General features: G+C 69.0%; 23 protein-coding genes. 14 read left to right on the top strand and 9 right to left on the bottom strand.

Annotated elements, in window-relative coordinates:
• Positions 1–37 precede the first annotated feature (37 nt).
• Positions 38–1,411, bottom strand: coding sequence for a pyridoxal phosphate-dependent decarboxylase family protein (locus tag KV397_RS02945; RefSeq protein WP_131494233.1), 1,374 nt, complete (start codon positions 1,409–1,411; stop codon positions 38–40).
• 10 nt (positions 1,412–1,421) lie between these two features.
• The gene (locus tag KV397_RS02940) at positions 1,422–2,081 is read right to left on the bottom strand and encodes a TetR/AcrR family transcriptional regulator (RefSeq protein ID WP_261812135.1); all 660 of its coding nucleotides are present in this window, start codon (positions 2,079–2,081) and stop codon (positions 1,422–1,424) included.
• 80 nt (positions 2,082–2,161) lie between these two features.
• Between KV397_RS02940 and KV397_RS02935 the strand changes: the two genes are divergently transcribed.
• The 6 genes from KV397_RS02935 to KV397_RS02910 are packed head-to-tail and all read left to right on the top strand — an operon-like array spanning position 2,162 to position 8,946.
• Positions 2,162–3,202, top strand: a complete 1,041-nt coding sequence (locus tag KV397_RS02935; RefSeq protein WP_261812134.1) for an agmatine deiminase family protein — start codon at positions 2,162–2,164, stop codon at positions 3,200–3,202.
• A complete protein-coding gene (locus KV397_RS02930; protein ID WP_261812133.1) occupies positions 3,202–4,929 on the top strand; it encodes an amidase in 1,728 nt (575 codons plus the stop codon). Before KV397_RS02935 ends, KV397_RS02930 begins: the two co-directional genes overlap by 1 nt.
• Positions 4,930–4,988: 59 nt before the next feature.
• Entirely contained in the window at positions 4,989–5,840 is an 852-nt protein-coding gene (locus KV397_RS02925) for a tryptophan 2,3-dioxygenase (RefSeq protein ID WP_131494227.1), read from the top strand.
• Positions 5,840–6,877, top strand: coding sequence for an amidohydrolase family protein (locus tag KV397_RS02920; protein WP_261812132.1), 1,038 nt, complete (start codon positions 5,840–5,842; stop codon positions 6,875–6,877). Before KV397_RS02925 ends, KV397_RS02920 begins: the two co-directional genes overlap by 1 nt.
• A gap of 1 nt (position 6,878) precedes the next feature.
• On the top strand, positions 6,879–8,117 hold the full coding sequence (locus tag KV397_RS02915) for a kynureninase (RefSeq protein ID WP_131492324.1): 1,239 nt from the start codon (positions 6,879–6,881) through the stop codon (positions 8,115–8,117).
• Positions 8,107–8,946 (top strand): PaaX family transcriptional regulator, encoded by an 840-nt coding sequence (locus tag KV397_RS02910; RefSeq protein WP_131492323.1) that lies wholly within the window; start codon positions 8,107–8,109, stop codon positions 8,944–8,946. The genes KV397_RS02915 and KV397_RS02910 overlap by 11 nt, the downstream gene beginning before the upstream one ends.
• Here the strand turns inward: KV397_RS02910 and KV397_RS02905 are convergent.
• Positions 8,943–9,437: an FBP domain-containing protein gene (locus KV397_RS02905; RefSeq protein WP_131492322.1), complete on the bottom strand. Its 495-nt coding sequence runs from the start codon at positions 9,435–9,437 to the stop codon at positions 8,943–8,945. The genes KV397_RS02910 and KV397_RS02905 overlap by 4 nt on opposite strands.
• A gap of 223 nt (positions 9,438–9,660) precedes the next feature.
• Here KV397_RS02905 and KV397_RS02900 point away from each other — a divergent pair, with 223 nt between their 5' ends.
• Complete coding sequence (locus KV397_RS02900; RefSeq protein ID WP_261812131.1) at positions 9,661–10,080, top strand: DUF1380 domain-containing protein; 420 nt, start codon at positions 9,661–9,663, stop codon at positions 10,078–10,080.
• A gap of 12 nt (positions 10,081–10,092) precedes the next feature.
• On the opposite strand, the gene KV397_RS02895 is transcribed toward KV397_RS02900, so the two are convergent.
• Positions 10,093–10,470, bottom strand: coding sequence for a hypothetical protein (locus KV397_RS02895; RefSeq protein WP_240740505.1), 378 nt, complete (start codon positions 10,468–10,470; stop codon positions 10,093–10,095).
• A 216-nt stretch (positions 10,471–10,686) separates the two neighbouring features.
• Here KV397_RS02895 and KV397_RS02890 point away from each other — a divergent pair, with 216 nt between their 5' ends.
• Positions 10,687–10,896, top strand: coding sequence for a CsbD family protein (locus tag KV397_RS02890; protein WP_047524645.1), 210 nt, complete (start codon positions 10,687–10,689; stop codon positions 10,894–10,896).
• Positions 10,897–10,976: 80 nt separating this feature from the next.
• Here KV397_RS02890 and KV397_RS02885 read toward each other — a convergent pair whose 3' ends face one another.
• A complete protein-coding gene (locus KV397_RS02885) occupies positions 10,977–11,141 on the bottom strand; it encodes a hypothetical protein (RefSeq protein WP_017201713.1) in 165 nt (54 codons plus the stop codon).
• Between the two features lie 123 nt (positions 11,142–11,264).
• Here KV397_RS02885 and KV397_RS02880 point away from each other — a divergent pair, with 123 nt between their 5' ends.
• The 6 genes from KV397_RS02880 to KV397_RS02855 all read left to right on the top strand — a co-directional run bounded on the left by KV397_RS02880 (position 11,265) and on the right by KV397_RS02855 (position 16,247).
• On the top strand, positions 11,265–11,531 hold the full coding sequence (locus KV397_RS02880) for a DUF7218 family protein (RefSeq protein WP_131492321.1): 267 nt from the start codon (positions 11,265–11,267) through the stop codon (positions 11,529–11,531).
• An 8-nt stretch (positions 11,532–11,539) separates the two neighbouring features.
• Complete coding sequence (locus tag KV397_RS02875) at positions 11,540–12,616, top strand: carboxylate-amine ligase (RefSeq protein WP_261812130.1); 1,077 nt, start codon at positions 11,540–11,542, stop codon at positions 12,614–12,616.
• 45 nt (positions 12,617–12,661) lie between these two features.
• Positions 12,662–14,059, top strand: coding sequence for an MFS transporter (locus tag KV397_RS02870; protein WP_131492319.1), 1,398 nt, complete (start codon positions 12,662–12,664; stop codon positions 14,057–14,059).
• Complete coding sequence (locus KV397_RS02865; protein ID WP_261812129.1) at positions 14,056–14,913, top strand: endo alpha-1,4 polygalactosaminidase; 858 nt, start codon at positions 14,056–14,058, stop codon at positions 14,911–14,913. The genes KV397_RS02870 and KV397_RS02865 overlap by 4 nt, the downstream gene beginning before the upstream one ends.
• Before the next feature lie 90 nt (positions 14,914–15,003).
• Entirely contained in the window at positions 15,004–16,044 is a 1,041-nt protein-coding gene (locus tag KV397_RS02860) for an iron-containing redox enzyme family protein (protein ID WP_261812128.1), read from the top strand.
• Positions 16,041–16,247 (top strand): CDGSH iron-sulfur domain-containing protein, encoded by a 207-nt coding sequence (locus KV397_RS02855; protein ID WP_261812127.1) that lies wholly within the window; start codon positions 16,041–16,043, stop codon positions 16,245–16,247. Before KV397_RS02860 ends, KV397_RS02855 begins: the two co-directional genes overlap by 4 nt.
• Positions 16,248–16,251: 4 nt before the next feature.
• Here the strand turns inward: KV397_RS02855 and KV397_RS02850 are convergent, their stop codons facing one another.
• The 4 genes from KV397_RS02850 to KV397_RS02835 all read right to left on the bottom strand — a co-directional run bounded on the left by KV397_RS02850 (position 16,252) and on the right by KV397_RS02835 (position 20,283).
• The gene (locus KV397_RS02850; RefSeq protein ID WP_047523422.1) at positions 16,252–17,064 is read right to left on the bottom strand and encodes an ABC transporter permease; all 813 of its coding nucleotides are present in this window, start codon (positions 17,062–17,064) and stop codon (positions 16,252–16,254) included.
• A 5-nt stretch (positions 17,065–17,069) separates the two neighbouring features.
• Entirely contained in the window at positions 17,070–17,897 is an 828-nt protein-coding gene (locus KV397_RS02845; RefSeq protein WP_261812126.1) for an ABC transporter permease, read from the bottom strand.
• 76 nt (positions 17,898–17,973) lie between these two features.
• Entirely contained in the window at positions 17,974–19,155 is a 1,182-nt protein-coding gene (locus KV397_RS02840) for an extracellular solute-binding protein (RefSeq protein WP_261812125.1), read from the bottom strand.
• 60 nt (positions 19,156–19,215) lie between these two features.
• Positions 19,216–20,283: an ABC transporter ATP-binding protein gene (locus KV397_RS02835; protein WP_261812124.1), complete on the bottom strand. Its 1,068-nt coding sequence runs from the start codon at positions 20,281–20,283 to the stop codon at positions 19,216–19,218.
• Positions 20,284–20,356: the final 73 nt, after the last annotated feature.

Below are 20,356 nucleotides of genomic sequence, written 5' to 3'. Positions count from 1 at the left end.
GACATCCGGGAATCCTCCCGACATCCGGCACGGCCATCTACTTCATGGTGTCGAGGATGCCGGTGAGGTCTTCGAAGGTCGTGAGCGGGTTCAGGATGGCGAAGCGCGTGTTCGGCCGACCGGCGTGCGAGCTGGGCACGACGAAGGCGCGCTGGGAGTCGAGCAGCTCCGCCGACCAGCGGTCATAGTCGGCGCGCTCCCAGCCGTCGCGCTCGAACACCACGACCGACAGCTGCGGATCCCGCACGAGGCGCAGCTCCGGGCGGCGGGAGATCTCTGCGGCGATGCGCTCAGTGAGGGCGATGGTCGCGCCGATCGCTTCGCGGTAGGCATCCACCCCGTAGGTCGCTAGCGAGAACCACATCGGAAGCCCGCGCGGGCGACGGGTCAGCTGGATCGAGTAGTCCGAGGGGCTGAACTCCTCGGCATCGGTCAGCGTGTCGAGGTACTCGGCGTGCTGGGTGTGCGCGCGGCGGCCCTGGTCCGGCTCACGGTAGATCAGCGCGCAGCAGTCGAACGGCGCGAACAGCCACTTGTGCGGGTCGACGATCACCGAGTCGGCGCGCTCCACACCGCGGAAGCGGGAACGCGCGGCAGGCGCGAGCATCGCGGTGAGCCCGTACGCACCGTCCACGTGCAGCCAGAAGTCGTACTCGTCCTTGAGCGCGGCGATCGCCTCGATGTCGTCGACGATGCCGAAGTTCGTCGAACCCGCGGTCACGACGACGGCGCAGATCTCGTCGCCGTGGGTGTCGAGCGCCTCGCGCACCGCGTCGGCACGCAGCATGCCGTCGTCACCCGCGGGCACGAGCACCACGTCGGCATCCATCACCCGCGCGGCGGACTTGTTCGAGGAGTGGGCTTCCGCACTGCACACGATCTTCCAGCGCGCCGGGAGCTCCTTGCCCTGGGCGACCAGCCGAGCCTTGGCGGCCTCGCGCGCCGCGACGAGGGCCGACAGGTTGCCGATCGTGCCGCCCTGCACGAACACACCGCCCGCGGTGTCCGGCAGCCCGAACTCCCCGGCGAGGAACGCGAGCACCTCGTTCTCGGCGTGCACCGCACCTGCCCCTTCGAGCCAGCTCCCTCCGTAGAGACCGGATGCCGAGACGACGAGGTCGAACGCGATGGCCGCCATGGTCGGGGCGGTCGGGATGAAGGACAGGTAGAGCGGGTGGCTCGTGGTGAGACAAGCCGGCGCGAGGATGTGCTCGAACACGCTGAGTGCGCGCTGGGCTCCGAGCCCGGCGTCGGTGATCGTCGCCCCCACGAGACGGTTCAGTTCCGCCTCGGTCTGGGGCTTGTCGAGTGGCACATCGGCGGCGAGCATGCGACGGCGCGAGTAGTCGAGCACGGCATCCACGATCGCCGTCGATTCGGGCGAAGCCGCGTGCATGCGCACAGCATCCATGAGCGTTCCTTTACTGGTCTTCGGTGCGGGGTTCGGTCGGGGAAGCGAGGGAGGAGGCGTGGGGTGCGGCGCTGTCGAGGACGGCGGACAGCGCGCGGCGGGCGAGGTCGGCGCGATCGCTCGGCGCCCACTTCACGAGCGAGTGCGCATTCATGCCGTCGACCATGGCGAGCAGGAGCCACGCGGCGGTGTCGGCACGGCCGTCGGCGATCACTCCCGCTGCCGCCGCTCGGACGAAGATCTGCTCGAGAGCGCTCTGCCACCCGTCCATCTCGGACCGCACGCGGGCAGCGAGGATGTCGTTGCGGGCACCGAGCGCCCAGGCCTGCACCCAGATCAGTGTCACGTCGTCGCGCTCGCCGTCGAGGAGGGTCTCGATCAGGTCGTGCAGACCCGCGCGGATGTCGCCCACGCCATCGAAGGCCGCGATCACCTCATCGCGCTCGGCCGCGACGATGTGCCCGAAGATCTCGGCGACGAAGGCGTCCATGACGGGCCGATAGTGAGCGACCAGGGCCGGGGTGACACCGACGCGCGCCGCCACCGCACGCACCGTGAGCACCTCGAGTCCGCCCTCGCGCGCCAGGGCGATCGCGCCGTCGACGATCGATCGCTCGCGCTCCTCCGGGGGCATCCGCCGCGGCGCGGTGCTTCTTGACGTGATCTTCATCGCGGGCTACGGTATCACTCGTTGATCACGTGTTCAACAGCGGATTCCGTCCGCCCGAGATCGTCGACGAGGAGATCACGATGAGTTGGCGCATGCCCGCCGAGACGGCCCCTCACGAGCGCACCTGGATGGCGTTCCCCGCGGAGGGTGAGACGCTCGGTGCCACGGATGCCGAGCGCGAAGAGGGGTACGCGACCTGGACGGCCGTCGCCCACGCCGTCGCCGAGTTCGAACCCGTGACGATGCTGGTCGACCCGAGCGAGATCCCGCGGGCCCGACGCATGCTCGGTGCCGGCATCGAGATCCTGGAGGCACCGGTCGACGAGTTCTGGATGCGCGACTCCGGCCCGACCTTCGTCGTCGACGACGAGCGCCCGGGCGTGCTCGGCGCCGTCGACTGGATCTTCAACGGCTGGGGCGCTCCCGACTGGGCCGAGTGGCGCAAGGCCGCACAGCACGCCCGCATCGTGGCCGGCGCCGTCGGGGCGGAGCTCGTGAGCTCGACGCTCGTGAACGAGGGCGGCGGCATCCACGTCGACGGCGAAGGCACGGTGCTGCTCACCGAGACCGTGCAGCTCGACCCGCGACGCAACCCCTACGCCGACAAACAGCGGATCGAGGCCGAGATGGCCAGGACGATCGGCGCGACGAAGGCGATCTGGCTGCCGCGCGGGCTCACTCGCGACTACGACGACTTCGGGACGAACGGCCACGTCGACATCGTCGCCACGATCGTCTCCCCCGGCCGGCTCCTGCTGCACGACCAGCAGAACCCGCAGCACCCCGACCACGCCGTCTCCCGCGACCTTCGCGCCCTCCTCTCCGAGCAGACGGATGCCGCCGGTCGCCGCGTGGAAGTGATCGACCTGCCCGCGCCCTCGACGCTGAGCGACGGCGAAGGGCCCGTCGACTGGAGCTACGTCAACCATCTCGTGACGAACGACGGCGTGGTCGCGTGCGGGTTCCGCGACGAGAAGGCGGATGCCGCGGCCCGCGAGATCCTCGCGGACGCGTACCCCGGACGCCGCGTGGTCACGGTCGACGCGCGCCCGCTGTTCGACCGCGGCGGCGGCATCCACTGCATCACGCAGCAGCAGCCTTCCGTGGACGGGTCGCGCTGATGTTCGACGTCGTCGAAGCCTCCATCGCCGATCTGCGCCGCGCGCTCGAGAGCGGCACCACGACCGCGGTCGACCTCGTCGACGCCTACCGGGCTCGCATCGCCGCCTTCGATGCGCCGGGCACGCCGACCGCCCTGAACGCGGTGGTGATCGCGAACCCCGACGCACGCGCCGAGGCCGCAGCCTCCGACGCCCGCCGTGCCCGAGGCGAGGTGCTCGGCCCCCTCGACGGCATCCCGTACACGGCGAAGGACAGCTACCTCGTGCGGGGGCTCACCGCCGCAGCCGGAAGCCCAGCCTTCGCAGATCTGATCGCCCAGCGCGACGCCTTCACGATCGAGCGCCTGCGCGCGGGCGGAGCGATCTGCCTCGGGCTGACGAACATGCCGCCGATGGCCAACGGCGGCATGCAACCTGGGGTCTACGGCCGAGCGGAGAGCCCGTACAACGCCGCGTTCCTCACCGCACCCTTCGCGTCGGGCTCCTCCAACGGCTCCGGCACCGCGACCGCCGCGAGCTTCGCCGCCTTCGGGCTCGGAGAGGAGACCTGGTCCTCCGGTCGCGGCCCTGCGACCAACAACGCCCTGTGCGCCTACACCCCCTCCCGCGGCGTGATCTCGACCCGGGGCAACTGGCCGCTCGTTCCCACGATGGACGTGGTGGTGCCGCACACCCGCACCATGGCCGACCTGCTCGAAGTGCTCGAGGTGATCGTCGCCGACGACCCCGACTCCCGCGGCGACTTCTGGCGAGCACAGCCGTGGGTCCCGATCCCCTCGGCCGCCTCGGTCCGACCGGACTCGTATGCGGCCCTCGCCACCGGCACCCCGGCAGCGCTCGACGGCATGCGGATCGGCATCCCGAAGATGTACATCAATGCGGATCCGGATGCCGGGAGCGCCCAGGCCCCGGGCATCGGCGGCCCGACGGGTCGGCGCATCGAGACGCGAGCGAGTGTGATCGAACGGTGGGAGGCGGCACGCCGCGACCTGAGCGCCGCCGGGGCGACCGTGATCGAGGTCGACTTCCCGGTGGTGTCCAACTACGAGGGAGACCGCCCGGGCGCCGCCACCCTCCCAACGCGTGGACTGGTGTCGCCCGAGTACCTGCGACGCGAGATCGTCGACCTCTCGGCGTGGGCGTGGGAGGACTTCCTGCAGGCGAACGGCGATCCGGCTCTCCGCACGCTCACGGAGGTCGACGGGGCCACGATCTTCCCGCACCCGGAAGGCGCCCTCCCCGACCGCTACACCGGCTTCGACGACGACATCGCCGAGTATCCGGACTGGGTGCGGAGCCACCCCGATGCCCCCTTCACGGACATGCCCGAGCTCGAAGACGGGTTGCGGGGCCTGGAGGAGACGCGTCGCCGCGACTTCGAGGAGTGGCTGGATGCGCTCCACCTCGACGCCGTGGTGTTCCCCGCGGTCGCGGATGTGGGTCCGGCAGACATGGACGTGAACCCGGACTCCGCGGACCTGGGGTGGCGTAACGGCACCTGGATCGCGAACGGCAACCTCGCCATCCGACACCTCGGCATCCCGACGGTCACGGTTCCGATGGGGCTGATGAGCGACATCGGCATGCCGATCGGCCTGACCTTCGCCGGACGAGCGTACGACGACACGATGCTGCTGCGCCTGGCCGCGGCGTTCGAAGCCACCGGCGCTCCGGGCACGCGGCGCACTCCCCCGCCGCGCACACCGGCCCTGCCGTCGGACGACTGATGCGGATCGAGAACATTTCACACCTGTGACGCTCGCCACAGAAGTGATATGTTCGGCGCATGAGCACCGAGAACGAACGCGCCCTCGAATCCGGGATCGTCACCGATCTGTCCGGCCGGATGACCTACGGGTCGTACCTGGCGCTGGACCAGCTGCTCACGGCACAGCACCCGGTGAGCGAGCCGCAGCACCACGACGAGATGCTGTTCATCATCCAGCACCAGACCACCGAGCTGTGGCTCAAGCAGCTGCTGCACGAGCTCTCGTCCGCTCGGGAGCTGCTCGCCCGTGACGACCTGCGCGAAGCACTCAAGCGCATCGCCCGGGTCAAGCGCATCCAGGACGTGATGACGCAGCAGTGGTCGGTGCTCGCCACCCTCACGCCCACCGAGTACGCACAGTTCCGCGGAGCGCTCGGCAACTCGTCCGGGTTCCAGTCCGTGCAGTACCGCGCGGTGGAGTTCGCCCTCGGCAACAAGAACGAGAAGATGCTGAACGTCTTCGCCGACCACCCCGCGAACCTCGCGCTGCTCACGGCCGAGTGGGAGAAGCCGACCCTGTACGACGAGTTCCTGCGGTTCGCCGCCCGGCGCGGACTGCCGGTGCCGTCGTCGATCCTCGACCGCGATGTGCGCGAGCCGTACCGCGAGACCCCGGAGCTGGTGCCCGCGATCCGCGAGATCTACCAGGACCCGAACCGGTACTGGGACCTGTACGAAGCGTGCGAAGACCTGGTCGACCTCGAGGACAACTTCCAGTTCTGGCGCTTCCGGCACCTCAAGACCGTCTCCCGCACGATCGGCATGAAGGTGGGCACCGGCGGATCCAGCGGCGTCGGCTTCCTGCAGCGCGCCCTGGATCTGACGTTCTTCCCCGAGCTCTACGCCGTGCGCACCGAGATCGGCAGCTGATGCACGCCGCGACGTTCTTCGACGGGGTCGGCTGGCGTGAGGGCGTCGTCGAGCTCGTCGACGGGCGGGTGCGGCTGAGCGATGGGCACCCCGACGCCGACCTCCCCCGCCTCGACGGTGTCGTGCTGGGCGGGTTCACGGACCACCACGTGCACCTGCAACTCGTCGACCACGCGCAGTTGTCGGGTTCGCGCCTGGGACGCGTGGTCGACCTCGGCGGCAACCCGGGCGTGCTGCGCCGACTCGCGGGTGGCGGGATCAAAAACGCGCCCGCGACCCGCGATTCCGGCACGTTTTCGATCCCGTACCCGCACCCGCACCCGCATGCGCACGCGCTCGGGGTCGGCGTCGAGTTCGCGGGGGCGTTCGTCGCCGCCCCGGGTGGATACCCCTCCGACCGCGAGTGGGCGCCGGAAGGCTCGGTGCGCGAGGTCGCGGACGAGAGAGCAGCAGCGGACGTGGTGGCCGAGATGGCGGCTACCGGGGCGTCGTGTCTCAAGGTCACGAGCAACAGCACGGCCGGACCGGTCTTCTCGGACGACCTGTTCCGCACGATCGTCGGCATCGCCGCGAGCCACTCCCTCCCGGTCGTCGCCCACGCCGAAGGACCGGGTGAGGCGCAGCGCGTCGTTGCCCTCGGCGCTGCCCGCCTCGCCCATGCCCCGTTCACGGAACGCCTCGAAGACGAGGAGATCGCTCGGCAGGCGGCCTCGACATCGTGGATCTCGACCCTCGCCATCCACGACGGCCCCGCGCGCGCGATCGCGATCGACAACGTCCGCCGTTTCCACGCGGCAGGAGGGACCGTGCTCTACGGGACCGACCTGGGCAACGGGCCGATGCCCAACGACCTGAACGCCCGGGAGATCGCCGCCCTCCGCGAGGCCGGCCTCCACTCCGATGCGCTCCTGCACGCGCTCGCCCCGATGGATCCGCTCGCCCCGTCGGCGACGCTCCTGTTCCTTCCCGGCGCCTCTCCCCCGACCGCCGACCCGCTCGCCGCCCGCCCCCTCATCCCCGCAGACCTGAAGGTGTGACATGACCGACCCCCTCGACCGTGAACTGCTCGACCTCGCGCGCACCCTCGACGCCGCCGACCCGCTGCGTTCGCACCTCGACGCGTTCGCCGACGCCCCGGGGGTCACGGCCTACCTCGACGGCAACTCCCTCGGCCGTCCGCTGCGCGACATCCCCGAGAAGCTCGCCGCGTTCGTGCGCGAGGACTGGGGCACCCGGCTCATCCGCTCCTGGGACGAACAGTGGATGGCGCTGCCGATGGAGTTGGGCGACCGCATCGGACGCGTGGCACTCGGAGCCGGCGCGGGCCAGACCGTCGTGGCCGATTCGACCAGCGTGCTGATCTACAAGCTCATGCGTGCCGCCGCGACCGCCGATCCCACCCGGACGGAACTCGTGATCGAGGCGGGGAACTTCCCCACCGACCGCTTCCTGGCCGAAGGCGTCGCCGCCGAGACCGGCCTGACCCTGCGCTGGCTGGAACCCGACCCCGTGGCCGGAGTGACCGTCGCCGACGTGGCCGCGGTCGTCTCGGAGCGCACGGCCCTGGTGTCGCTCAGCCACGTCGACTACCGATCCGGAGCCCTGGCGGATATGCCCGGCATCACTTCGGTCACGCACGAGGCCGGCGCGCTGATGATGTGGGATCTGTGTCACTCCGCCGGCGTCGTGCCGATGCAGCTCGACGACTGGGGCGTGGACCTCGCGGTCGGCTGCACGTACAAGTACCTGAACGGTGGCCCGGGATCCCCCGCCTTCGCGTACCTCCGCCGCGGGCTCCACGGAGTGCTGCGGCAGCCGATCCAGGGGTGGTGGAGTGCCGCCGACATCTTCGCGATGGGCCCCGAGTACGTGCCGTCCGGCGATATCCGCCAGCTGCTCAGCGGCACACCGCCGGTCACATCGATGCTCGCGATGCAGGGGATGCTCGACCTGATCGAGGGGTCGACGATCGAGAGCGTGCGTGCCAAATCCCGGTCCCTGACCGATCTGGCGGTCCGCGCCTACGATGCCGTCCTCGCGCCCCTCGGGGTGCGCTTGCTCAGCCCGCGCGACGCCGAACTCCGGGGCGGACACGTGACGATCGGCCATGCCGACTTCCGGGACGTGACGCGGAAGCTGTGGGCGGAGGGGATCATCCCGGACTTTCGCTTCCCCGACGGCATCCGCCTCGGCCTCTCCCCGCTGAGCACCTCGCACGTCGAGACGATCACGGGTGTGCTCGCCGTCCGCGACGCGCTGGAGTCCGGTGACTTCTGACTTCCCGGACGCCCCCGTCCTCGACGACATCGATGCGCGTCCCGGCAGCACGGCCTCGCTGCTGCGGACGTTCATCGGCGTCTTCCTGCGTCCTCTCGGCGGATGGATCTCGGCGGCGGACCTGGTGGCACTCGCGGGAGACCTCGGCATCCCGCCCACGCAAGCCCGCACCGGTATCACCCGCCTCAAGCAGAAAGGGCTGCTGCTCGCCGAGCGCGACGACACGATCGGCTACCGGTTGAACCCGGCCGCGATCCCGATGCTGGAGCGCGGCGACCGTCGCATCTTCGAGATGCGCGAGATGACGGATACCGACCCGTGGTGCCTGGTCTCCTTCTCGATCCCGGAGAGCGCTCGCAGCACCCGTCATCAACTGCGTCGCCGACTGCAGTGGATCGGTGCCGGAGTCGTGTCGCCCGCGCTGTGGATCTGTCCCGGGCACCTCAAGGACGAGGCCCTGCAGATCCTCCACGAGCTCGACGCGCGGCGCTGGACGACGCTGTTCCTGGCCTCCGCCCCTGCCCCGGCCGGCACGCTCGTCGAGGCGGCTGCCCAGTGGTGGGACCTCGACGCGCTGCGCGCCGAGCACCTCGCCTTCCAGGCGTCTCTCGCGACGTTGCCGACGGAGCCCTTCGCCGCGTCTGTGCAGCTGATCGACCGCTGGCGGGTGCTGCCGTACACCGACCCGGGCCTGCCGCCGTCGATGCTGCCGACGGATTGGCCCGGTCGGCGCAGCTTCGACGAGTTCGCCCGCCGGTCGGCGGCTCTGGCGGAACCTGCGTGGGAGCATGTGCGCGCCCGGATCACCGAGCGCGCACATTCCGTCTAGTCCGCGCGCCCGCCGACTTCGGCGAGGAATCCCGCCACGTGTTCCTGCAGGCGCAGGATGCGCAAGTCGCGCGCGAACTCCCGGTCGAAGCCCTGATAGGCCAGCGGCGGCAGGATGCGCACGTTGCGGTTGCAGCCGAACTCGGCGCACGTGAGGACGCCCACGGAGTCGCCCTTGCGCCCCGCAGGTCCGGCTTTGCGCGCGACGTACAGCTGCACGTCGTTGCGGAGCGTGACGTCTTCGCACCACGAGCACTGGGCGCGGGCGAGCACCCGCTGCTCGGCGCGCTGCAGGAAGACGCCCACCACGGCGTCGTCGACCCAGGTGACGACGTAGGCCCGACGGGGGATCTTCGGGTCGACCCAGCCGAGGAAGTCGAGCCGCTCGAAGTCGATCTCAGCGAAGCCGGGCGGAAGGGACAGGTCGGAGACCTCCTTGCGGGAGGCGTTGAGGAAGGAGGCGCGGATGGCGCGCTCGTCGATGGGACGCATGGGAGCAGTGCTTTCAGGTTTTCGCCGCGACGGGCGAGTCGATCGGAGTGAGGAGCCCGGACAGGGAAGCCGGGTACGACGCGACACCGGCGACGGGGTTCCGCCTCCGGCCGGTCCTCAGCCTCTGTCTGCGGCGCGAGGGGCGCCTGCAGCTCCGCTCTGCGCCCGAGGGGCGCTCATCGACGACAGCACCCGGCGATTCTACACCCGTATGTTTCGCCGCATGTCGGGCCGCCTCGCCCGGGATCGGCAGGCGACCTACTCTTTTCAGAACATCGATGCGAAGGAGACCACCGTGTCCACGCCGCTCAACCGCCTTTCGCCCGTCCCGGTGCGTGAGCGTGCGGCGTGCATGTGCAGCAACGGCGGCCGCTGCTCGTCCTTCGCTCCGGGTCACGCTCTGCACCTGATCCAGGCGCGCATCGCCTCGGCGACCTCCGCGGAATGGGTCGACGGCATCGTGGAGGCGTCCGACCCGGTGGCGGGCGACCTCGTCGTGCGCACGCTCGACGGCGCCGTGCACGCGCTGTGGAACGCCTCGGGCGCGGCACTCGAGGCGGGGCCCGGAACACCGGTGGCGCTGCACGCCCGCTACGCGGTCCTCGCGGTGGGACGCACGCAGTTCAACGTCGCCGCCGTCTGAGCCGACCGCGGCTCAGGCACCCGCCATCATCATGTCCCTCATCGCCGCGCACGCGTCCATGCACGCCTGGCAGGCCTGAGCGCACAGGCGGCAGACCTCGCTCATGTCGGCGTGCTCCATGCACTCATCCATGCAGGTCTGACACATGGCGATGCACGCATCGAGCATGGCCATCATCGAGGCCGGCGTCATCCCCTGCATCCGCAGCATCGATCGCATCATCGTGCTCGCCATGTCCGCGCAGTTCATGCAGGCCGGAGAACAGTCCATCATCTGCGTCGAACACACCGTGCAGGCCTGTTCGCACGCCGCACACGCATCCATGCACGCCTGCACCACCGACATGTCCATCATCTGCATGTCCGGCATCGACTCCATGTTCTTCGACATGGCGCCCATCATCATCGAGTCCATCGCACACCGCTTCCTCGGTCGGGTCGACGGGCACGACCACCCGCCTGGCGCCAGGCTAGTCCTCCGCACCCGCTGCGTCGATGGGGGGCAGAACGTTGACACGACCCGCCTCGATTGTCAATCCCGTAGCTGCTTCCGCGCCCGCGTGGAAAGGTCGGACCCAATCGAATCCGCCCACGAGAGGAGCAGAACATGAGTGCTGCAGACGACATGAAGCACGCTGCCGAGAAGGCCGCCGGAAAGGTCAAGGAAGGCGTCGGAAAGCTCACCGACAACGAGCGACTCGAGGCCGAGGGCCAGGCGGACCAGGTGAAGGCTTCGGCCAAGCAGGCCGGCGAGGACGTGAAGGACGCAGCCGGCAAGGCCGGAGACAGCGTCCGCGACGCGTTCGACAAGAAGTAAGGACCGGTCCCCCGGACACCGAAGAGGTGAGGTCCGCCGAAGGGCGGGCCTCACCTCGATGGGTCAGACGTTGTGAGTCGTCAGACCTTGCGGCTGCCGCTGATCGCTCGGATCAACCAGGCGATCACAGCGATCGCGAGGAGGACGAGCCCGACCCACAGGAGGAACTGGAGCGACTGCACCAGTCCTCCGGTGATCGCAAGGATCACGGCGACGACGATGACGATGATCAGGAGGATGTTCATCGGTCTTTCCCTTCTTTCGGCAGGCGCGGACGCCCGACTGCGGTGCCCTCACGCTAGCCCGAGAAGACCATCTGCCCGAGGGGGTTGACTTCCACCCTCCGAGTGCGCGAAGGAGACGAGCACATGCCAGGAAGACGCGAGAACTCGCTGAAGGATCCCGAACTGTACGAAGAGCTTCGGAACGACGGGGCATCCAAGGAGAAAGCCGCGCGCATCTCGAACGCCGCCGCGAAAGAGGGCCGCAGTGCGGTCGGGCGCCGCGGCGGGGAGCACGGCGACTACGAGGACTGGACGGTCCCCGAGCTGCGCAGACGAGCCAAGGAGCTGGGTCTGACCGGCTACAGCGGAAAACGGAAGTCGGAGCTGATCTCCGCGCTCAGAGATCACTGAGGCTGCGGATGACGCGCTTCGGCATCGAGGAGGAGTTCCTCTTCGTCGATGCGCACTCGCTCACGCCGGTCACCCTCGCCGCAGGGACCCGCGAGCGCATCACCCGGCTGCGAACGGGCGGTGAGGTCACGAAGGAGTTCCTGACCTCGCAGATCGAATGCCTCACGGAACCGGTGTCGACCGCCGCGGATGCGGAGGAGCAGTCGACCCATCTCCGCGGCCTGATAGGCTGGCACGCCCGCGAGCAGAGCGCGATCGCCGCGGGTACCGGCACCCCCTTCGCGACGACCCGCTCCTCGACGGTGTCGCCCTCCGCGCACTACCACGACGTCGCGTCGTGGCTCGGCCACCTCACCCGTGACCACGAGGTCAACGGCCTGCATGTGCATGTGGAGGTGCTCGACGACGAGGAACGGGTGCGCGCACTCAACCGGGTGCGGGGCTGGCTCCCGGTGCTGCTCGCCCTCACCGGCAACAGCCCCTTCGCGGGCGGACGCGACTCGAGCTTCTCGAGCTGGCGGAGCATCCTGATCCGCCGGTTGCCGGGATCGTGGAGCCCACCCCGGTTCCGCGACGTCGACGACTACCGCACGCAGGTGGAGCGGCTCGTCGATCTGCGGGCGATCACCGACCCGGCGGCCCTCTCCTGGGCGGCGCGGATCTCGGATCGCTTCCCCACGGTCGAGCTTCGGGTCTTCGACGCGCAGCTGACCGCGGAGGATGCCGTGTTCGCCGCCGTCCTCTCCCGCGCCATCGTCCTCACCGACGAGCAGCCGCACGGGGATGCCGGGATCGACGGCCTCGACGCCTCCTTGTGGACGGCCGCCCGCCACGGGATGGACGCCCGCATGATCGATCCCACGACCGGAGCGGTCGCCGCCGCCTGGGCGGTCGCCGATCGGATGCTCGCCGTCATCGCCCCCACTCTCCGTGACCTCGGCGACGACGAGCGAGTCCGCGAAGGGATCGCCCGACTGCGGGCGGTCGGCACCGGCGCCGACCGGCAACGTCGGGCCCTCGACCAGGGCGGGACGCCGATGCTCGCCCGTCTGCTCGCCGCAGGCACCCCGGCACCGGTGGCCTGACCCCCCACCGCCCCCGGGGTCCGTCACCGGGAGTAAGGTCGGCCTGTGGCATCCTTCGCCCCTCTCCAGCGCCTCGTGATCTCGATCGCCGTGCTCGCCTCGTTCGTGACGTTCCTCGACGGCACGGTCGTGAACGTCGCACTGCCGGCGATCAGTCGTGAACTCGGCGGCGGCATCACCACACAGCAGTGGGTGGTCGACGCGTATCTGATCACTCTCAGCGCCCTGATCCTGCTCGCAGGCTCCGTCTCCGACGCGTACGGACGCGTCCTCGTGATGCGCATCGGCCTGGTCTCCTTCGGCATCGCCTCCATCGCGGTCGCCGCCGCCGTCGACCCGCTGATGCTGATCGTCGCCCGGGCCGCACAGGGCGCCGCCGGAGCACTGCTGGTCCCGAGCTCGCTCGCGCTGATCACCGCGACCATGCGCGCCGATGTCCAGGCCCGGGCCATCGGGGTGTGGACCGCGTTCACCACGGGGGCGCAACTGGTCGGGCCGCTGCTGGGCGGCTTGTTCGTCGACTTCATCTCCTGGCGGTTCGTCTTCCTCATCAACGTCGTCCCCATCGCGATCACCCTGTTCCTGCTGGCCCGTCTGCATCTGCCCGAGCATCCGCGCGGTATCAAGGTCGACTGGTGGAGCGGTGCCCTGTGCGCGATCGGGCTCGGCGCCGTGGTGTTCGCGCTGATCGAGCAGCCCAACATGGGATGGCAGTCGCCCGCCATCTGGATCCCCGCGGTCGCCGGCGCCGCGCTGTTCGGGTTGTTCCTGTGGCGCCAGCAGCACTCCGCCTCCCCGCTCATGCCGCTCTGGCTGTTCCGCGTGCGCGACTTCGGCTGGGGAAACCTCGCCACCCTCTTCGTGTACGCCGCCCTGTCGCTCAACGGCTTCGTCGTGGGCGTCTATCTGCAGCAGGGTGCCGGGCTGAGCGCGACGGCCGCCGGCCTCGCGAGCCTGCCGATGACCATCCTGATGATCCTGGTGAGCTCGCGCGCCGGTCGCTGGGCGGGCAGGTGGGGTCCGCGCATCTTCATGACGGTCGGACCGCTGATCATGGCCGTCGGAGCACTGATGCTCTTGTCGGTCGCCGACGATTTCGACTACTGGTGGCAGGTGCTGCCCGCGATGATCGTGATGGGTCTCGGTCTGTCTCTCACCGTGGCCCCGCTGACCGCCGCGATTCTCGGTGCGATCGATGAGAACCACTCCGGCATCGCCTCGGCAGTCAACAACGCCGTCTCCCGCGTCGCCGGGCTGCTCGTGGTCGCGATGCTCTCCACGATCGTCGGAGGGCAGCTCGACCTCGACGGGTTCCACAGTGCGGCGTGGGTCACCGCGATACTGCTCGTGATCGGCGGGGTGGTGTCGTGGATCGGCATCCGTCGCAATCCGGCCGAGCCCGTCCCGGCGGACATCGCGGCCTCCGGCACGGATCCGCATTGACCTCGTCGAGGGGCCCGCGCAGACCCGACGGTCGGACGCGCCGGGGCGCGCCGCTCTCCGCCCTCGTGGCACTGGTGCTCACGCTCGGAGGGTGTGCAGCTGCTCCGGCGACGCCCCAGTCCGAGCGCGCCCCTGCGCTCCCGCCGGCCGGTGCCGTTCCGGATTATCAGCTCGGTGGTGCCTATGATCCCGCGTCGGAAGTCGGCATCGTGGGGCGCGACCGTGGTGCCGATCCCGCACCGGGCGTCTACTCGATCTGCTACGTCAACGGTTTCCAGACCCAACCGGCTGAGCTCGGTTCCTGGCCCGACGATCTCCTGCTGCGGCACGACGGCGAGGTCGTGTTCGATCCGGATTGGCCGGATGAGGCCCTGCTCGACACGGCGAGCGCCGAGCGCCGCGAGCGGATCGCCGACACCGTGACCGCGTGGATCGAGGGCTGCGCCGAGTCGGGTTTCGATGCCGTGGAGTTCGACAACCTCGACTCGTACTCGCGGTCGGACGGCGCGCTCTCGCTCGAGGACAACCTCGCGCTGGCGACCCTCTACGTCGAGGCCGCCCACGCGGCGGGGCTTGCTGCCGGACAGAAGAACGCCGCGGAAGACGCATCCACACTGCACGAGCAAGCGGGCTTCGACTTCGCGGTCACCGAGGAATGCGCGGTGTACCGGGAGTGCGGCGTGTACACCGCGGTCTACGGAGAGCACGTCATCGACATCGAGTACACGGATGAACTCCCCCGCCCGTTCATCGAGATGTGCGCAGACGGCGACGCGCCCTCCTCGATGGTCCTCCGCGACCGTGATCTCGTCACGCCCGGTGACGACGGGTACGCGTTCGAGACCTGCCCTTAGAGAGGCGTCGGAGCCTCCGCGTCAAGTCCCTGTACCTGTCACAGGTTTGCGCACAGGATGCTCCTGTCCCCATCGTCAGGAGCCCGACCTATGACCGCATCCACCCTCGTCGCCCCCACTGCCCTCACCTTCCGCGATCGAGGCCCGCTGAGCCGCGCAGTCATCGCACATCTCACGGAGGGCACCGCGTCCGACCACACCGCACTCGCCGCCGACGCCATGGCAGCGAGCACCGACGTCGTGCGCGACGACGACATCCAGCTCGCGCTGTTCGTCCTCTACGCCTCCGCCTACGGATCGCTGCCGCAGCTGGACGCCGAGCTCGAGTGGGACCCCGCGCTCCTGCAGACCAGACAGGCCCTCGAGGCGGCGTTCGAGAGGTCACTGCGCGCGCGCATTCCGACGCCCGACCTGCCGGACCCGACCGTGGATGCCGTCGGCCGCGCCCTCTTCGCCCTCGCCGAGGCCGACACCGGGCCGAGCCTCTCACGCTACTTCGTGAAGAAGGCGACCGAGGAGCAGGCGCGGGAGATGCTCATCCAACGTTCGGCCTACACGCTGCGCGAGGCCGACCCGCACTCGTGGGCGATCCCGCGGCTGGACGGTCGCGCCAAGGCTGCGCTGGTCGAGATCCAGTCCGACGAGTACGGAGGCGGGCGTCCCCAGCGTGTGCACGCCGTTCTCTTCGCTCGTGCGATGACGGCCGCGGGTCTCGACGCGACCTATGGCGCGTACATCGACGATCTGCCCGCGCTCACCCTCGCCTCGCTGAACATGATGTCGCTGTTCGGCCTCAACCGCCGCCTGGTGGGCGCGATCGTCGGACACCTGGCGGCCTACGAGATGACGTCCTCCATCCCCTGCCGCCTGTACGCCGACGGCTTGCGTCGTCTGGGTTTCGACGACGCGGTGACGGCGTACTTCGACGAGCATGTGGAAGCGGATGCGGTGCACGAGCAGATCGCCGCCCGTGATCTGGCGGGAAGCCTCGCCGAAGACCATCCGGAGTTACTCCCCGACATCATGTTCGGGGCCGCCGCCTGCCTGACGGTGGACGGTTGGGGTGGCACCGCCACTCTGGAGGCGTGGACGGCGGGGGCCTCCGCGCTCCGGCAGCGGGCGGGCGTATGAGCGCCGCACGGGAGCCTGTGACGATCACGCCGTACCCCGACGGCCCGCTGCTGGTACGGGGCTACATCGAGGTGCTGACCGTCGAGGGGGATCCGATCGCGCCGCACCGCCGGACGGTCGCCCTCTGCCGCTGCGGCCTCTCCGCCCTCAAGCCCTTCTGCGACGGCACGCACAAGGCGGCCGGCTTCCGCACCGACGACTGACCGGTCAGTCGCGCTCGTCGACCTCCTTCCCCAGCCGCTGTGAGATCCACACCGGGATGAAGGACGCGACGATGACGACCGTCGCGACGACGTTGACGACGTTGGCCTCGTTGGGTCTCGCCATCTGGTTCATGATCCACAGCGGCAGGGTGTCGACGCCCGGCGGAGCCGTGAAGATCGTGACGTACACCTCGTCGAAGCTGAGCGCGAAGGCGAGGATCGCTCCGGCGATCAGCGCACTGCGGAACTGCGGGAGGGTCACCAGCAGGAAGGTCTGCCACGGGCTCGCACCGAGGTCCTTCGAGGCCTCTTCGATGCCGGGGTTCATTCGTCGCAGCCGGGCGAGCACGTTGTTGAACACCATGACGATGCAGAAGGTGCCGTGCGCGATGATCATGCCGTAGAAGCCGACCTGGATGCCGATCGGCTCGAGGATCTGGTTGTACGTGTTGTTGAGGGCGACGCCGGTGACGATGCCCGGCAACGCGATCGGCAGCACCACCAGGAGGTTCACGGCGCGCTGTCCGAAGAACGAATACCTCTGGAGGGCGAAGGCCACGAGCGTGCCGAGGATCACGGCGATCACGGTTGCGCCGGAAGCGACCAGCACGGAGTTCAGGAGCGCCGCGCGCACCGGTTCGCTGGTGAACGCCTTGCCCCACCACTCGAGCGAGAACCCGCTCACGGGCCAGCTCACGATGCGCGCGGCGTTGAACGAGTTGAGCACCACGAGCGCGAGCGGGATGTACATGAAGGCGAGGACGACCGCGACGATGACGCCGAGCACGACCTTCGAGGTGCGGGACAGTCTCAGCATGCGACTCACATCCTTTCGAGAGCACCGGTGCGCTGCACGCTCACCAGATAGATGACGACGAACGCGATGGGGACCAGCGAGTACGCGGCCGCCAGCGGCGGGTTCAGGTTGATGTTCGACGCGATCACGCTGCCGATCATCTGCGTGTCCCCGCCGACGAAGCGGGCGACCAGATAGTCGCCGAGGCTCAGGGAGAACGTGAAGACGGAGCCGGCGATGAGGGCCGGCTTGATGATCGGCAGGACCACCGATGCGATCGTTCGCCATGATCCGGCACCGAGGTCGGCGGACGCATCGAAGAGGTTGGGCGGCACCTGGCGGATCGCGGTGTACACCGGGACCGCCATGTACGGCAGCCACAGGTAGGTCAGGGTGAGCACGACGGTGAGCACGCTGAACCCCGGACCGGACATCCCGAACGGTGCCAGCAACCAATTCGCGAACCCCTGCTCGGTGAAGGTGATGCGCATCGCGAGCACCTTCACCAGGTACCCGGCCCACAGCGGCAGGGTGATCGACACGGCCAGGAGCGCCCGCAGCCACGGCGACGCGATCTTGGCCATGAAGATGCCGAGAGGCACCGAGATGAGGATGGCGAGCACCGTCACCGCGAGCGCGATGCCCAGCGTCCGCATCGATGTCGACAGGTAGGCGGGATTGACGAGGAGCTGCTCGAAGTTGCGCAGCGTGAACCCCGGCTTCACCTTCGAGGTGAAGGGGTCGGTGATCCAGAACGCGGTCACCAGGAGCATGACCAGCGAGAAGATGTAGATCCCGATGAGCCAGGTCATCGGGAGGGCCAGGAGCCCGGCGATCCGGAGGCGGCGCTTCATGTCGATCCCGTTCGTGGTTGCGGAAGATGCGGGCGGATGAGGGGATGGGCCTGCCGACCCACCCCCTCGAGGCGGCTCAGCCCTTGACCGAGAGCCAGGCGTCCGTCCACTGCTGGAAGTTGGTGCAGGTGACGTCGGTGCGGCCGTCGATGCACTGTTCGATCGGCGTCGTCCAGAACCAGACGTTCTTGAAGTACTCCTCGTCCGTCGCGTTGAAGTACTCGCAGTGCGCCTTCGCCTCCTCGCTGGTGTCGCAGAAGGCGGCGTTGGCCGGCGCCATGCCGAAGTTCATCGCGATCGCGCCGTTCACCTCCGGGGAAGACGAGTAGTCCATCCATGCGTACGCGCAGTTCGGGTTCTTCGATTCTGTGGCCAGCATCCAGGCGTCCGACCAGCCGGTCGAGCCCTCTTCGGGCAGCACGCTCTGGAACCTGTCATCCTCCGTGAGCTTGCGCAGCACCTCCCACGATGTGCCGAGCACGGTGGTCCCGCCCGCGAAGGACGTGATCTGTGCCGCGGGGTCGGACCAGTACTCGGAGACGATCTCGTTCTGCCGCTTGAGCAGGTCGATCGCCGCCTCCAGTTGCTCCTCGTCGAGCGCGTACGGGTTCGTGATGCCGAGGTCGGGCTCGTGCGCCATCAGGTACACCGCGGCGTCGGCGATGTAGATCGGAGCATCGTAGGCGATGACCTTGCCCGCATACGGGCTGTCCTTCTCCCAGGCGACGTCCCAGCTGGTGGGCTCCTCGGTGACGATCTCGCTGTTGTACTGCAGGATGTTCGCACCTCGACCGATCGGGATGCCGTACGACTTGCCATTGATCGTGTCGTAGATCTGGCCCTTCATGCCCTCGACGATGTCGTCGCCGAAGTTCGGGATGAGCTCCAGGTTGAGTGGCTGCACGTCGCCGCCGGCGATCAGACGCAGGCTCGCATCCCCCGAAGCGGAGACCAGGTCGTAGTCGCCGGTGCGCATGAGCTGGACCATCTCGTCGCTGGTACCGGCGACACGACGGTTCACCACGCACCCGGTCTCGCTCGTGAAGGCGTCGCTCCACGCCGGCTCGACGAATCCACTCCAGGCGACGATGTTCACCTCTCCCTCGTAGTCGCCGAGGGCATCCTGCATGGCGATGTCGGGAACGTCGATCTGGAGTTCGCCGGAGCCTTCGGTGGCCTCACCTCCGGTGGTACAGCCGGACAGGGCGAGGACGGCGGCGGCTGCCATCGCCGTGGTGGCCAGGATCTTCTTACGCATGGATCGCTCCTTCGTGATCAGTGCTGCAGGTGTGCATCGGGTGTTCGGTTGTTGCGTTCTTCAGGGAAGCCGAGCCGCCTGGTCGGGAGACCAGACGACACGGACGTGGTGACCGCGGGCGAGGTCGTCGGCGGCGGAGTGCCGGGCATTGGGACGTTCGGCGGTGACGTCCATCCCCGCGTCGGTCGCGATCAGGTAGCGGGTGGCCGGGCCGGTGTAGACGATCTCGGTGATCGTGCCGTCGAGGAAGACCTCCCCCGGGGAGAGCGCCGCATCGCGGCCCGTCAACCGCATGCGCTCCGGTCGCACGCTCATCGTCCGCCGGTCACCGGTGAGGGCCTCGGCGAGTTCCCCGCCGATGAGGTTCGAGAGGCCGAGGAAGCGCGCGACGAACTCCGTCTCCGGTCGCTCGTAGACATCTCGAGGGGCACCCACCTGTTCGACCCGGCCGCCGTTGAACACCGCGACCCGGTCGCTCAACGTGAGCGCCTCCTCCTGATCGTGGGTGACGAAGATGAAGGTGATTCCGACTTCGCGCTGGATCTGCTTGAGCTCGATCTGCATCTGCTCGCGGAGCTGCTTGTCGAGCGCGCCGAGCGGCTCGTCGAGCAGCAGCACCTGCGGGCGCAGGATCAGCGCTCGGGCCAGGGCGATGCGTTGACGCTGGCCGCCCGAGAGCTGGTGGGGCAGTCGGTCGGCGACATGGTCGAGGCGCACCTGCTCGAGGGAGGTGTGCACCCGGGCGGCCCGGGCGGCCTTGCCTTCGCCGCGCACGCGGAGCCCGTAGCCGACGTTGTCGGCGATGGTCAGGTGCGGGAAGAGCGCGTAGTCCTGGAAGACCGTGTTCACCGGGCGCGAATGCGGTGGCGTACGCGTGACGTCCACTCCGGAAAGGAGGATGCTGCCCGCGGTGACGTCTTCGAAGCCGGCGATCATGCGCAGCACCGTGGTCTTGCCGGAGCCGGAGGGGCCCAGCATCGACAGGAACTCACCCGACGCGACCTCGAGGTCGAGGTCGCGGACGGCGGTGAATTCGCCGAAGGACTTGGTGACGCCGCTCAGAGTCACCGTCCCGTCCGGGCGTGTGCCCTCGGGTGTTGTGGGTGCTGCGGGTGCCGTGGCGATCATCTCGCGCTCCTCAGATCGTCGTCGAACTCGGAAGATTCACCAAAACATATAAACCCATAGGTAATATGTCAAC

Source organism: Microbacterium aurugineum (assembly GCF_023101205.1).
Classification (GTDB): domain Bacteria; phylum Actinomycetota; class Actinomycetes; order Actinomycetales; family Microbacteriaceae; genus Microbacterium; species Microbacterium aurugineum.
This window is presented reverse-complemented; position numbering and strand designations above follow the sequence as displayed.